At 43.8% G+C, this 13,703-nt stretch carries 14 protein-coding genes; 1 reads left to right on the top strand and 13 read right to left on the bottom strand.

The annotated features are described in order from the left end of the window. Positions 1 to 4 precede the first annotated feature (4 nt). Together BM056_RS01470 and BM056_RS01465 are read right to left on the bottom strand one after the other, a co-directional pair. On the bottom strand, positions 5 to 220 hold the full coding sequence (locus BM056_RS01470; protein ID WP_092467999.1) for a helix-turn-helix domain-containing protein: 216 nt from the start codon (positions 218 to 220) through the stop codon (positions 5 to 7). A gap of 69 nt (positions 221 to 289) precedes the next feature. After that, positions 290 to 625, bottom strand: a complete 336-nt coding sequence (locus BM056_RS01465) for a type II toxin-antitoxin system HicB family antitoxin (RefSeq protein ID WP_207648111.1) — start codon at positions 623 to 625, stop codon at positions 290 to 292. A 1,047-nt stretch (positions 626 to 1,672) separates the two neighbouring features. On the opposite strand from BM056_RS01465, the gene BM056_RS01455 reads away from it, so the two are divergent. After that, on the top strand, positions 1,673 to 2,353 hold the full coding sequence (locus BM056_RS01455; protein WP_092467996.1) for a helix-turn-helix domain-containing protein: 681 nt from the start codon (positions 1,673 to 1,675) through the stop codon (positions 2,351 to 2,353). Here BM056_RS01455 and BM056_RS27570 read toward each other — a convergent pair. From BM056_RS27570 to BM056_RS01390, 11 genes are all read right to left on the bottom strand, one after another. Next, positions 2,340 to 2,609, bottom strand: coding sequence for a helix-turn-helix domain-containing protein (locus tag BM056_RS27570; protein WP_092467994.1), 270 nt, complete (start codon positions 2,607 to 2,609; stop codon positions 2,340 to 2,342). The two genes, BM056_RS01455 and BM056_RS27570, sit on opposite strands and share 14 nt — an antisense overlap. Before the next feature lie 103 nt (positions 2,610 to 2,712). After that, positions 2,713 to 3,036 (bottom strand): stalk domain-containing protein, encoded by a 324-nt coding sequence (locus tag BM056_RS01445; protein WP_092467992.1) that lies wholly within the window; start codon positions 3,034 to 3,036, stop codon positions 2,713 to 2,715. A gap of 132 nt (positions 3,037 to 3,168) precedes the next feature. Then, on the bottom strand, positions 3,169 to 4,764 hold the full coding sequence (locus BM056_RS01440; protein WP_092467990.1) for a hypothetical protein: 1,596 nt from the start codon (positions 4,762 to 4,764) through the stop codon (positions 3,169 to 3,171). Between the two features lie 2 nt (positions 4,765 to 4,766). Continuing rightward, on the bottom strand, positions 4,767 to 5,882 hold the full coding sequence (locus tag BM056_RS01435) for a stalk domain-containing protein (RefSeq protein ID WP_092467988.1): 1,116 nt from the start codon (positions 5,880 to 5,882) through the stop codon (positions 4,767 to 4,769). A 581-nt stretch (positions 5,883 to 6,463) separates the two neighbouring features. Further along, positions 6,464 to 6,865: an ImmA/IrrE family metallo-endopeptidase gene (locus tag BM056_RS01430; protein WP_165613316.1), complete on the bottom strand. Its 402-nt coding sequence runs from the start codon at positions 6,863 to 6,865 to the stop codon at positions 6,464 to 6,466. Positions 6,866 to 7,224: 359 nt separating this feature from the next. Further along, positions 7,225 to 7,707, bottom strand: a complete 483-nt coding sequence (locus BM056_RS01425; protein WP_092467983.1) for a hypothetical protein — start codon at positions 7,705 to 7,707, stop codon at positions 7,225 to 7,227. Between the two features lie 925 nt (positions 7,708 to 8,632). Next, positions 8,633 to 9,280 (bottom strand): hypothetical protein, encoded by a 648-nt coding sequence (locus BM056_RS01415; RefSeq protein ID WP_131820703.1) that lies wholly within the window; start codon positions 9,278 to 9,280, stop codon positions 8,633 to 8,635. Positions 9,281 to 9,292: 12 nt separating this feature from the next. Beyond that, entirely contained in the window at positions 9,293 to 9,967 is a 675-nt protein-coding gene (locus BM056_RS01410) for a replication-relaxation family protein (RefSeq protein ID WP_238456261.1), read from the bottom strand. Positions 9,968 to 10,506: 539 nt separating this feature from the next. Next, positions 10,507 to 12,348, bottom strand: coding sequence for a type IV secretory system conjugative DNA transfer family protein (locus tag BM056_RS01400; protein ID WP_092467975.1), 1,842 nt, complete (start codon positions 12,346 to 12,348; stop codon positions 10,507 to 10,509). Between the two features lie 19 nt (positions 12,349 to 12,367). Beyond that, on the bottom strand, positions 12,368 to 13,222 hold the full coding sequence (locus BM056_RS01395) for a helix-turn-helix domain-containing protein (RefSeq protein WP_092467972.1): 855 nt from the start codon (positions 13,220 to 13,222) through the stop codon (positions 12,368 to 12,370). Next, positions 13,219 to 13,494, bottom strand: a complete 276-nt coding sequence (locus tag BM056_RS01390) for a helix-turn-helix domain-containing protein (RefSeq protein WP_092467970.1) — start codon at positions 13,492 to 13,494, stop codon at positions 13,219 to 13,221. The genes BM056_RS01395 and BM056_RS01390 overlap by 4 nt, the downstream gene beginning before the upstream one ends. Between the last annotated feature and the right edge of the window lie 209 nt (positions 13,495 to 13,703).

Below are 13,703 nucleotides of genomic sequence, written 5' to 3'. Positions count from 1 at the left end.
TAGATTACCTCCCCAAATTGGGTAAGGCAGGTACTGTCATATTCTCCGTACTTGTAAACATTTCCTGCTTCAAAAAGGTTTTTAAAGATTCCTCTGGAACCCTAATACGCCGTTCGGACATTCTAAGCGCCTTTAGCCTTTTTGTGTAGATAAGCTCATATACATATCCTTTTTTTACACGCAGAATTTTGGCCACTTCTGGAACAGTATATAGTTGCATGCATAAAGCCCCCTTTTATAAACATAAAACCCCCGGATATGCCGGAGGTTTTTTACTACCAATTTTAAGTTAAACAATCTTCACAATAGGCACGCCCGTTGCTGGTTTTGGAATTTTCCTGCCCTCGGCCATGGCCGCATAGATCCAGGATAGTTTAACATCTTCCAACCTGGCCATTGCTTCTTCCGGAGTGCCGCCGTGTGTTTTACACCCGGGTAAGTCCTTGTGTTCAGCCAACCATTCCCCACCGGCCAACCTGGTTAATACAACCGGGTATTTTACATCCCTGTATGCTTCGCTTCGATGAATTAAATCAGAATGATCGGCAGGAATATCAAGAAAACGGTCTAATTCTCCTTCAAGAGCATCGGTATTAATTTTAATTGAACTCATAATCATAGACACTTGATACACCCCCTTACCTAGCCTTGATGCCTATGTAGTTTAATAAGTTTTTGATGTCCTGGACCTGGTATAGCCGCAAATTTTCATTTTCCATGAGAACAATTGATTTAGAATACCCTGAATATGTAAAAACCCGATGGCTGCCTGATCTTTTTCGCATCGAGCATCCAATTACCAATAACAACCGTGCTGCTTCCTGGTAGGGTATATCCAATGGAACGGGGTGCTGATAAAATCTCTTTAATAGTTTTTCAAATTTGCCCAACGTAAATACACCTTCTTGCCTATGTATATTTTAAACTTTATTTAATTAGGTGTATAGGTAGTTGATTAAGAAACTATCAATTAAAATCCGGCAGTGGTACCGTCACCACCGGTCCGGCATTACTCGAATCTGACTTAGACCTCCTTTTTCGAGCTTGCCAGCTGTATATTTTGCTGTGACAGTACAAACATTGCTACGTCTCCAGGTCAGATATAAGAATTAGTACTATACCATCTAGAAAGCTATACAGGAATGATTATTTCGAATCATGTATCTGCCCTGGGCGTGATAACGGCCGCCACCGTGCTCTATTCGGCACCAGCTTGTATTGAGTCTACCCTCAGCAGACAGAGCAACACAATATAGAAGTACATTAAAGACAATCAATCCAACGGACCAAACCCTCGGATGGGTCCCCGCCATTGACGGGCTTACCGCAGCTATGCCGGCTACTTTGACAGTTTGTCATTTCTCCTTTTCCATTAAGGTCCACGGGGATTCAAGTGTCCAGCTCTCCGCCGTTAAGGCTCTCCCCAGGGCTGAAACCGCGGCCAATCTCGTCGCCTGTTGTGATATTGTCTCTTTAACTACAATTTTTCAAGGAGCATTAAAGCTCGCACCTTTACACAGGGCGAAAATCAGAAACTAATATAATGCGGATTGCACTATGCCTTTTTGTCAAATCTTTGTTTAATATGTCTTTTTGTCAATCTAGCATATTCTTGTCTTTGTGTCAATATAGAAATATAATTGGCTTATATTAAATTAAAGGTGGTTCCAAAATGACTAACATTACTTTTGGTGAATACCTACGCGCCATAAGAGAAAGCAGAATGCTTTCTCAAAAAGAATTGGCAGCTAAAGCTAATATAGATCCATCACACTTAAACAAAATAGAAAAAGGAATTCGAATGCCATCTGATGATGTACTATTTCGATTGGCTGACGTTCTTGTTGCAGACGAATTGTTTCAAGCCGCTGGCCGGGTGATACCTCCGGAATTTGAGGAGAAATATCCTCCTTTTAAAAGTAATCCAGTAATGCAAAAATTAAATGAAATAATACAAAAAAATAATGAAATTAAAGAATCACTTCCAAATAACTTAAAAAAAATGTTAGCCATTTACCAAAATCGGTACGATACAATTGTAAAAAAAAGAATAAAAGCTGAAAATATTATAAGGACAATGGAAAGTGTAGTTACTTACAATGATGCATGTATTTCCTTCCACGACTTAGTTGGTAAGATGTGGGAGTTTGAATTGGTAAAATGGGAAGAAGGACTAAGTGCTGGTAATATTGAAGCCATAATTGAAATATGGGGTGAAATAAATAAAGTAATTAAAGAAGATATGGTTACGTTTATTGCGGAAATTTTTAAGATTGATAAAGATGATGCAGAATTAGTAGCCGCAATTTTAAAAGTAATCAGAGAAAGGAAAAAGCCCTCTACGGATGATTAGAGGGCTTTTTATTTTTCGATTGATCTACAAAGCTTTTAAAATCTTCATAATAAATACGATAAGTTGATCCAAATTTATAACATGGTAGAATCCCGTTAACGGCCCATCTGTATACAGTACGTCTAGGCACATTAAGTATATCTGATATTTCTTTTATGCTAAGAAAGTAACTTTCTTTTTCAGTTTTACTGATCGGGTTATCGCTATCGATGATGAGTTCGCCGGATACGGACAAAAAACTTGAATTTTTGTTCATAATATTATCACTCCCTTAAATTCATAAAAAATTAGTGTAAACAAGTTAATAATACTTTATTAGCCCCGCCCAAGGAACCAGGCGGGGCTATCATGCAATCGGATTAAAGCATATTAGCTACAGTTTCAGGAATGTTCATCCGGCCATCCTTTATCACAGCGGGAGCTGGCATTTTAAAAGGCTTAGCATTATGGTAAGCATTAGTTGAACCATTAACAAATTGCCAAATATCACTAACATCATTATGGGGAAATACAAAAACCTGATGGAAGCTGCCAGTTTGTTCATAATAAACCTTGAAGTTATGCTCATCGGCATACTGGCGCAGCATAATCATTTTTTCCTGTTGCTGCTGCCCGGCAAAGGCTGTTGTTGAAGCAATAGCAAAAATCATCGCAAAAATAGTAAGGCTTAATATTTTTCTCATCAAAAAACCTCCTCAAAAATTAGTTATATTTCATTACATGCCTGCTACACCTGTATAATTTACAGTTAGAATACCATTAATATCATTTAATTTATATGTCCAAGTACCCGACTTGGTTCTAGAGTTGCATCTTCACAATCCGTGTTCTGGGCAATGACGAACATTATAATGGGTCGTATATTTCACCGTCACGCTAATATTGCTGGCCGTTAGCATGTACTCCTGCGGACTTTTAATCCAGCTATTAAGTTCCGGATGCATAATGCTTTCAACATTAGCTCCGTTTTCAGCCCACATTTCTTTGAATTGCCCTACGGCTGCCTGTTCTTGGCTTTTCCAGGCCAGTTCTGTTGTAAGCGTTGAGCCTGAAGGCGGCAGCTTATGTTTAAAGTCATAGTTTTGGTCGGTCCCTTTTGGCGGCACAGGGTCGCCAAAGGTATAGCGCGGGTTTTGTTTCGGGTAAATTAGTGTAGCGGTTATCGAATAATCATCCAACTGGTTATAGCTTGCGGTACCGCACTCTGATTCTATATCCGGCTTCGGAGGCGCAACCGCTATTGTGTAATCTATTGCGTCATTACCGCTAACGCTTGACACGACTTTGAGCGGTCTTAAATACGCTGTCACGGTGTCGGTCCACCTTGCCGTGTTCGGTTGTCTGATGCTGTTGCCGGTGTCCGGCTTGCCTGTCACTACGCTATACTGGCTCACCGCCTGGAATGTCAGCCCTGAGCCTGTTTGTATTACCGGTGGCGGTACCGGGGCGGAAAGGTTAATGGTTACGCTGTCTTTGTTGTCGTCCCAGGTTGTTTCATCCGGCGGTTGGTTGTGGCCCGGGTTTACCTGAACAGTCACTAATGTACTGCTATCAGGCATTGTAAACGGGAAATGTAAGTCTTTTGTTTTATCTATGGTTACGTTCCCTTCATAGACTTTTTTGCTACCCAGGTACCATTGGACAAGTGTTGTAATCGGCGTATCACTGTCACTGGTGATCTCCCCGGTTACTGTTATTGCTTCGCCGGCTAACGCTTCTTCAGGGGGTGAGGTTATGGTTACGGCCAGATTCATTTCTTGTTCTTTAGGTACCCCATACCAAGTTATGATGGCAGGAAGATACCAGCGCCAACCTTCAACCATGCTGCCAATGTTGGAAGGTTCGTAACCGATGTATTGACGGTATTGAGGGTTTTTTAGGTCGAGTGCGTTTTCCGGTGGATCTGGTAGATCAAGTCCCCATTCTACTGATGCACTACCAGTGCTCAGATCTTGATTTACTATTTGGGCTGATAGGTTTTGGGGAAGGTAATCTAAGTAATTCCTCTGAAAATCTAGCCATGACATAATACCTTGTTGTCCTGTTCCAGGATCAACCCAGAGCTTACCGTCAGGCCCATATGGGCGACCACCAGCTGTGGTATACTCATCAAGGGTAAACGGATATGAAACTTCCACGCGAGTAATTTGCCATTCATCTAGCTTATCCGACGCAGAGTAATTAAAAGGCTTGGTTAATTTGTCAGTCTGTCCTGGCTCATCAGGTGGACCGTCGTTGTTGGTGTCCAGCCAATTATCACCTTTCCAGATGTCGAAATAGCCGACAATTACTTCTTGTTTAATTACTTGTTCCTGTGCTTGATCACCGGGCAATGCGAAAGCCGCCCCAGCCGGGACGGCTATTATCATTACTGCCGCTATCAACATCCAGTTGATTATTTTTTTTAGCATGATCAATTACCCCCTTGATAGGTAGGGTTCTTAACGTTCAACAGTTCTCCACCGAATTCAAACAGAATATGTGTCGCTTTGGTTAAATCGGGTGTAATATAAAATGAATCACCGCTACCATGAATATACTTTACATCTTGTGTTAATGTGCCAGTGTATTCGCCCATGTACCCACCGCCGCCTTTATAACGTACTACGTTGTCTTCTTCCACAAGGTAAAATTTTGGCATTGATTTACCAGGGGTCGTTGCTGTTACGGTTATTCCATCTTCGGTAACCTGTAAATCGTGTATAACATACCCCGAAACCTTGCTAACTCTAATACCGTTGGGTTTTAAATCATCAACGGTTATCTCTTGGATTATTGGTTCATCACCCGACGAATCCCAAAACTCCTGCAATTGCTTTTGAATACCCTGATCAAAATTCCACCCGCTAAAGCTAAACGGTTCACCTTTCAGCGGCTTAGCTTTATCAAAAAGCTCCTTCATGCTGCCTTCGGGTGTAGTGGGAGTTTCTACAGGTTGTTCCACGAGCGGTGGTTGTTTTACTGGTTGACCTTTTACGTAACTAAGTACATTGCTCACGTCCGGTTTTTCAGCACCTTTAGGCCAGCACAGCACCACTTGATTCTGTGCGTCCCAGGCCACTTCATAACCCAAGGCCTCGGCCACCCACCGCGCCGGCAGGTACATGCGGCCAGTTTTCAGCAGAGGCGTCGTATCCATCGTTGTTGCAGCAGCGTCGCTTTTAATTACTTTGCTGTCTACAGTCAATTCCACAACCGGGAACCCGGGCTGCTTAAAAATTGCCCGCGGGGATTCCCAAGCAATGTGGTCATTATCCAAACCCAAGGCGTTGCCCAAATAGCGCACCGGCACGAAAGTTCTTCCGGAATCAATAAATGGCTTGGCATCCATCTTCACGCCCGGCGTTTGCCCGTTGACAAAATACTGGTCCAGGCCAATTACGAATACTATACTTTTGACCAGCTGCTTCTGCTCGTCATACACGTTGACCTGTTCATCCGCACTGGCACCTGCTGTTATAAAAGGCAGGTTAATAACCAGCATGGCCAGGAATAATATAAGCGAAAAAAACACTGATAATCGTTTCATAAACCTTTTTTGCCTCCTTCAAATGGATTTGCAATTCTTGACAATTAGCAATTCGGGATATATTATTTACTTAAAGTTATCACTCCTTTTTTAAATGGGAATACTGAAACTGAAAACGGCTCGAGTGCCCCACCAACCGGGGTTTTCATCTAGGACCTCTGAAACTGTTACCGCAGTTTCAGAGGTTTTTAATTACTTACCTTCTAGTTAGCTGAACAACGAGGGTCAACAGGAGAATCACTGCTATGACTATTTGTACTGTATCGTTAATTGTGATCATCCCGCCTCACCTCCTTCTTTGGATGTTTCCATCCCCGGTAGGTGAGGCCCGCCCTCAGTCCGGTATTCCCAACATTATTTTACCATTTTCTTGTCATTGTGACAGAAAAATTTTCCTTTTGTCTGTCCGATACCACCACCTTTCATACTGACCATGTAGCGATTACCATAATAGACATTACATGGCCACCCTTACTACTCACCTTATCCAATATTCAACCAACCAATTAACACCCTCTCAGACACACGCAAATGCCTCTTAAAGCGCTTTTAAGTAGTTTGACAATAATCCTTCCGTATAATTATTTTGCAATTCGGTATGTTCTATATACTCCACGATAACCTCTCCTTGATCCATTCAGAATCAACTTTTTTACTAAAACAAGCAATCTGTAAGCAAATCGATCCGCTTCTGCTTCCTTCCTCATTTTCCAAGACTTATTGTTTTTTAAACAATAAGATTTAGCCCAAATACCATTCATATATCTACGGTGCAATACATAATGTCCTAACTCATGAGCTAAAACAAAACACTTTTTCGCCAGAGGCAAATCCTCATCAATAAAAATAGAATCATGAATATCCGAGTGAATAAATAAGCCGTTAATATCGTACCCCGTAATTTGTTTTAACGGTAAATACACAACCGAAATATTACAGTTAGCCACAAAATTAATTAAAAACTGATAAACACGTTCCGCCAATTTATTATCAACATAAAACTGTCTGTCTTTTATACCAACGCACCTCCCAGTAAAGGTTTACTTCATACCCAAAGGCAGGCTATAATGTTGGTAACTGCCTTTGGGGTGGTACCGGGAGCATTACACCCTCCAGCCGGCAAGCATAGCGGGTGTAATGCATCCCAACTCAAACCAACGTCCACTTTCACTCCTCATGATAGCCTTACTTTACATTACCCCTGGATATTCCTTCAGCAAGCCTATCCTACGTTTCATTATCAACCAACACCAAAAATGCAGCACCTGTCATGTAAACATAACCCCCTTGATTTTACTGATGTTAGCTAGTGTAAACATGCTAACATCATGTAAACATCTTTTCACGCCTCACATTCTTGCCCGGCATCACCCCCCTGGATAACCTCACCGTTATAAACAATCGTCAGCCTTTGCGGTCCATTGAAAAAAGTATAATAAACACCTCTCAGTTTTTGCCTCACATCTTCCAGCAGATACTCCCTTTCATCCTCTATCTGCTCCCACACATACTTGTAATCATCACAAAACTCCCGTTCCAACTCCTGCCTTTCCTCATCAGTCAATTCATCAAGTGCATAACCTTCCAACTCCGATTTCACGTATTCATCTTTACCGACAAAAAACTCCTCACCAAACTCATCCCGCAGCCGGCGTTCAACTTCCTCATTTACGGCCTTATCAGCTTCCTCCTTGTAAATATCCTCAAAGTAGAAATCTAAATGGTCACACATTAAACTGCCATAATTCCTCTTCCACTTATGTTGAGCAGCCATCATAATTTCCCAGGCGCACTTTTCCAACTCATTTTCCAAAATAACCTTCATCCGGAACACCCTCCATAATCAAAATTAACCGAACGCATAACCAGCGAAGCCCCCATAGGGGTTTGGGGATCATTGATCCCCATTGTTTAATCTTTTAACTCCCCCCCGCCGTTTTTTTGCCTTTCGGCTTAAGGCCGAACAAGCGGCGTCGTGCCCGTAGGTAAAGGGTCGCGCGCATGCGCGAGGTCGAGGAATACCGGACCGGCCCGGATCCCAAAACAAAACCCCAAAGCCGGGCCGGGAGGATATGCCGCAGACCCTTGCCCTTTACCGGAGGGCACGACGCCGCTATAATGAGGCCGCCGAAAGGCAAAAGTAAAGCGCCGCGATGGCGGCGCTTCCGCTTTCCATATGACCCCAAAGACAAACATTCAAGGCACTCTCCGGACGGACCCCAAAGCAAAACCCTAAAAGCACGTCCGGAGTGTGCCCTTCCCAAAACGAGCCTGACTGTATTGACCCCAAAGGAATACCCCAAATTAAGACTGTCAGGCGGCTTACCTACCCAAACAAAGACCCCAAAGAAATGCCCCAGCAGACCCCAAAGCAAAACCCCTAAGCTGCGCTCCGCCGGGTACCCACGGTGGCCACCGGTTTTTGGTGGCCATGAGCGTTAAGCCGAGACCGCATGACCCCAAATAAATACCCCAAAGGCGGGCTCGGTAGCGAAAGTGGGTGGCGGGAATTAGCGCCAAAAAAAACCTAAAAAAAATCAACATCTAAATATACTCGGACATAAACTGAATTTCTATTTGGATACCTGCCCGATTCAGACAAAATACGATAACCCTTCTCCCGAAGACTCTGGATCATAAACTCCACATCGGCAGGAAGACCTTGAAGAAGAACTTTCACCATTTAACCCACTCCCTACCTCACACCTTACAGTAAATACCAGCCGGCTCCAAAGCCGGCTGGTATTTTTTCAATACTTCCAATTTGCCTTTAACACCTTAACCCTAACCCCCGAATCGGCTGCCGCTTTTAGCACCTGCTTTTGCCTGGTTTCCGAAAACACCAAAAAATTAATTATCAGTTGCTCCCGCATATCCAACGGCAATCGGGAATACAACTTAATTCTTTCTACCAGGTACTTTAGCGAATACCGGTAATCAATAACCAACACTTGTAACACACCGTCTTTCTCGAAAAACAAATCCGAACTGCGAAAACACTTGGCCAATACATCATAATCAGCATCCATCCACCGGCTTAATATATCCTGCCGTGACAAATACTCAATACTCAGCGCAAAGGCGAAATCACAAGCCACCAAATGCTTCAAAACCACATCCATACCAGCATTGCGGTAAACCTTCGCATACCAGGGAAGCGCCAAACCGATCTTTTCACCACCATGAGGCGTCAGAAAATAATATATCCTGCCACAACTAAGCTGCCCACCATTAATCAATTTACCCCGCCGTAAAACCAGCAGCCTTTTATAAGCAGTTTTATATGTGCTAGTAAAAATATTTGATTTAAATAGCTGATCCAGCGTAACAAAGCGCCACCGGGCCATAAACCCCAGCACTTGTTTATCCCTTTCCGTAACAACAACCAGGTTCACCACCCCACTTCAAAATTACGCAACCCTATAAGTCACAAACTCCCCCGCAGCGCCATGCTTAACCAACGTCTGATCACGTTCGGCAGGGCATACCCAAACCACCTTTTTACCTACGAACCCGTCCACCTTCTCCCGGATCTGCGCGGGCGTATACTTACCACAATCAGTCTCCACAAAAACCTCCCCGCCTTCATCGCTCACATAAGACGCATCCGGCACAATATCACCACCCCCAGCGTAGACCTTATTTTCAATCTCCAGCGCATCACCGATACGCCAACTTGCCCGCTCACTTCCGGAAAGATTGAAATAAACATCATTGGTCCGCACCTGGTGCACAACCTCATTTGCTTTGCCCGGGTGAGTAAAAACAACACTCCTATCCAACCCCGGCCCATCCGGCCCGGTAGCCCATTGTTTGCCTTTAGTGTCCAAACTGTACACCTTTAAAAACATACCTGGTTTTTCCCCACCAACAGAATGTTCAGTAACGTACCCCGCCTTACCTAACTGCTTCAACCTTTCCTCACAAGTCCTATCCTTGGTAGCCGGCCAGTAAGCATTCTTGACCTGTTGAAATGACAACACCCGGCAACGTGCCAAGTCGGTTAAAATATTTTTATCCCGTTCCGTTAATTGTTTAGCTTTAGTAATGCGTGCGATAATAGCACCCTCCTTACAAATTCGCAAGCATTGCGAATTTAAGATTTAAACCCCGCAAAAAAGGCGCAGCCCCAAAGGTGGGCCGGGGGGAAATTTCCCCCGGCGGGGGAATGGGGATTATAAGGGGAAAGGGGGCAGCGCCACCGTTCCCCTTATGCGGCCCGTAGGGACGCAGGAGCAGGCCGGGTGAGTGCAAAGCACGAACCCCGCAGGCCAAGGCGGCAGGGGTGAAACCCCCTTGCCGAGCGAAGCGAAGGTGCCGCCGCAGGCCGGAGCGCCGCTTACGGATCGTTGCGAACGCAAGTGAGCTACGAACCGTTAGCGGGGGGACTGCTCCAACTCCGCCGGAGGCTGCCGTAAAACGGCAGACGCACCAGCGGTAATGCTGGCATTGGCAAGGGCTGAGCGTAGCACATACCCCGCACAATGAATACACACACTACACCCCCACCGTAAGGGGGGAAGGTAGTGTGGGGTAGAAGTGCGAGGGTAAGCCCGTGCAGAGCACGGGCCGCCAAGTGAACAACTGAACTGTAGGCGAGTGAAACGAGACCAAAGTTTGTTGTTCACAGAGCTACGTCCTCAACCTGAACATTGCCGGCGTTTATATCACTACTACTTTGGCTTTCAGTTGGCTTAGACAGGTCGATATTATCGGCCAGGTTATTTTTTGCTTTTTCAAAAAGAGTCGCCATTGTTTTACCGGAAGGTTTTTCCCGGGCTGGTTCCGGTTCCGGATATGGTTCATTTTCTAACCGCTCTTTTTCAGTCTTACTAATCAGGTGCACATGATTGCCTATTGTTGCCACTTCACCCCGCCGAAAGATTAAAGATTTGCCAAAAGGCAACTGAGAGATAACATTCGGATGAATGAAATACGTCTCCATTTCTGATTTACTTTTACTTATAGTTTCCCGTATAGAGTCACCGTTCATTGTAGCAGCAAGGTTTTGCCCCTGTCGGCTGTTACTATGACTCCATACCTCTTGCAAGATCTTGCCGCCCCGTCGGGCGAAATATTCCGCATCACCAGGCTCCTCAACGTTAAATACCATTTTCGTTGCCGTATTGGTGATTACAGTATTAATAAAATCTTGAGATACTGCTTTTAAATCACCCATAGATTGATTAGCTAATATCATAGAGTAATTCGCGTCTCGCACTTTCGAAATTATGTTAGTAAATGCATGACAGGCCATATTTTGAAATTCGTCTATAGCTACCACTGCCAACCGGTTCAATTGGCTGCGGCCAGCAGCCAGGGCTTGTAGATCCATAGCGATCATCTTACCTAATGATGAACTTAAATGAGGAGCCTCTGCGCTGCGCAGGTCAAAATAACAAACATCACCGTTTTGCATCACTTTCTCCAGATTGATATCAGGCCATGGGTCATTGATTTGAATCAAATCTGCATAAATCGTTAAAGCCGCTGTAAGTCCTTTAACTTGGTTTTCACTTATTTCCTCACCAGTTAACTTGCTAAATAACTTCTGGTTTTTCAAAATCGTGTATATATCCCCTAAAGTATATTTAAAGTCCATGGCATCAAGTGTTTTTAACAATGTTATAAATGTGGATTGTTGTACGTAGCTATAGAACTTAGCTTCGCCGGCGAACAACAAATCAAGCGCAGTCATTACTCTTTCCACTTTGCTTAGCGATGAACCCGCAGCCAAGGGGTTATAGGTATTGCTGTTAATCCTTGAGTTTATACTGAAAAAATAAAACCGTCGCCCGGCTGCCTGGGCTTCCCGGGCTAATAGTTGAATAGCTTGCTTATCACCTTTAAAGTCAATTGCTATAACTGCGGAGCCACGGCGAATAGCTTGTAAGCAAAGAGGAATCACGGCTAAACTGGTTTTCCCGCTGCCGGAACCACCGAGAATGTGAATGTGCTCAGTCATTTTATCCGCGGGTAATGTAATTGGCCGGCGCTGGTCATCTAACGCTATGAAATATTTATCCCGGGGCGTTTTGGCCAATTGCCTATTTAGATCAAACCTTAATTTTTTGAACCGTACCTGCCGAATGTCGCGATAGTCTATATTTTTTAGCGCTTTGCCAGCTTGGACTTTGAGCATGATTACAAATACCAAAACCAAGATATTCAGAAAAAGCCACCAGGTTCGTATTCCTGGATTACTGAGATTTTCACTCGAACCCAGCCAAGCCCGAGCAGTAGTAAAGGGGTGTTGCCAGTACCAGCCGGCCAGACTAAAATTGGGCTGTCCGGCAAACAGGTTTTTCATCCAGCTGACTATCGCTGCAACATATGCTGCTAAGGTGCCTACTAGCCAAACATCCAAAATGTATAGGGCTACCAGCGCCATGCATACTAAAACGGCCAACGCTGGCCAGCGATACTTAGTCGGTATTTTAAAAAATCGCTCACGAAGTCTTTCCAACGTGCGTTCATCTCCTTTCTCAGTTCATATAAAGTGACTTAATCAATTCCTTCTTACGCTTATTTTCCGGATTATCCGGCCCCCTGACTTGTGCTTTTTTCAAAGCCGCTTGTTTATCTGGCGAGGCTCTGTTGGGTTGTTGTTGAATCTGGCCAGGCTGTAAAATGTAATCGTCTCGTAAAGCGGCAATAAGAAAACCCGGAGCATTCCGAGTTTGAACGCTTCCGAGCATTTGAATTTTCTCTCTCACTTTTTCGATGCCATATTTGGCAAGCAAATTATTAAGTAACTCTACCGGTAAATGTACACTGCATGCTTTCTCTGCTTGTTGTTGAAGTTCAGTTATATTATTTTGATCAGCAACAGCAACAACTTCGGATTTATTTTCCTCTCGACATTTTTCGACAGACGGTTCTTCAACAACAACATTATTAATACTGAGTATTCTTAAGTCGGAAAGAACGTTCCGCTCTTGACCGGAACGTTCTTTCCGGTCCGGTGTGGAACATACTTTCCGGTCCGGACCGGAACGCTCTTTCCGGTCCTTGTCCCCCAAGGGTTCCAGACGTTTATTTTGAGAAATATCGTGTATGTAATATATATTAGTTTGGTTCAGTCCCCGCTGAACCCAGGAGAGTAAGCCACATTGTTTAAGTTCATCCAAATATTTTCTTACCGTCCGGTCTGTACATCCGGCTGCTTGTGCCAATCTCTCTTGGCCCGGAAAACATTCATCCTCTTGCCAAGCAAATCCAAGCAATATAGCATATAAGCATTTTGCCGGCATTGATAAACCCGGTGAAAAAAGCACCTTGTTTGGTATTGATGTAAATCCTTTTTTAAGTGTTGGGTCAAGGATGACCAGTGTCTTCATGCTCTTTCCCTCCCTACTGCGGGAGAAACTGGGAAATAACCTTTTTGTTTTAGCTCCCGGATGAGCTTCCCAGTCGTCTTAGTTGAATACTTCGTCAACTCTGTAATTTTACGCTGGTCAGGAACAACACCGTCACTTTGATTAAACATAGAAAGAATTATATATAACCCTTTTGCTTCCAGTGATAAACCCGGTGACATTAGTACCACATTGGGTATGTTAGTGTACCCGCTTTTTAAAGTCGGGTCTAGGATAACTAATGTTTTTTCCATGCATAAAACCTCCTGGTAAAAGAAAACAATAGAACTTTTAGCTCTGTTATTGTTGTTACAAATTTCGGGATACGAAAATTATTTTATGTTCTATGATCTTCACCTTATTTTTGGGTAAAAAAAAACGGCATAGTTCTATAACTAGCCGTTAAAACCCCTTTGTTAATTGTCCGAATCTCTGTCCGACATTCAACCGAACAGGCTCGGAA

The organism is Desulfotruncus arcticus DSM 17038 (assembly GCF_900113335.1).
In the GTDB taxonomy this organism is placed as follows: Bacteria; Bacillota; Desulfotomaculia; order Desulfotomaculales; family Desulfallaceae; genus Desulfotruncus; species Desulfotruncus arcticus.
The sequence above is the reverse complement of the archived record's forward strand: the minus strand, read 5'-3'. Positions and strand labels throughout refer to the sequence as shown.

Bases quoted from the DNA above. Each gene is read 5' to 3' on its own strand.
- BM056_RS01470 (WP_092467999.1), bottom strand. From the start codon at position 220: ATGCAACTATATACTGTTCCAGAAGTGGCCAAAATTCTGCGTGTAAAA.
- BM056_RS01455 (WP_092467996.1), top strand. From the start codon at position 1,673: ATGACTAACATTACTTTTGGTGAATACCTACGCGCCATAAGAGAAAGC.
- BM056_RS27570 (WP_092467994.1), bottom strand. From the start codon at position 2,609: ATGAACAAAAATTCAAGTTTTTTGTCCGTATCCGGCGAACTCATCATC.
- BM056_RS01445 (WP_092467992.1), bottom strand. From the start codon at position 3,036: ATGAGAAAAATATTAAGCCTTACTATTTTTGCGATGATTTTTGCTATT.
- BM056_RS01440 (WP_092467990.1), bottom strand. From the start codon at position 4,764: ATGCTAAAAAAAATAATCAACTGGATGTTGATAGCGGCAGTAATGATA.
- BM056_RS01435 (WP_092467988.1), bottom strand. From the start codon at position 5,882: ATGAAACGATTATCAGTGTTTTTTTCGCTTATATTATTCCTGGCCATG.
- BM056_RS01425 (WP_092467983.1), bottom strand. From the start codon at position 7,707: ATGAAGGTTATTTTGGAAAATGAGTTGGAAAAGTGCGCCTGGGAAATT.
- BM056_RS01395 (WP_092467972.1), bottom strand. From the start codon at position 13,222: ATGAAGACACTGGTCATCCTTGACCCAACACTTAAAAAAGGATTTACA.
- BM056_RS01390 (WP_092467970.1), bottom strand. From the start codon at position 13,494: ATGGAAAAAACATTAGTTATCCTAGACCCGACTTTAAAAAGCGGGTAC.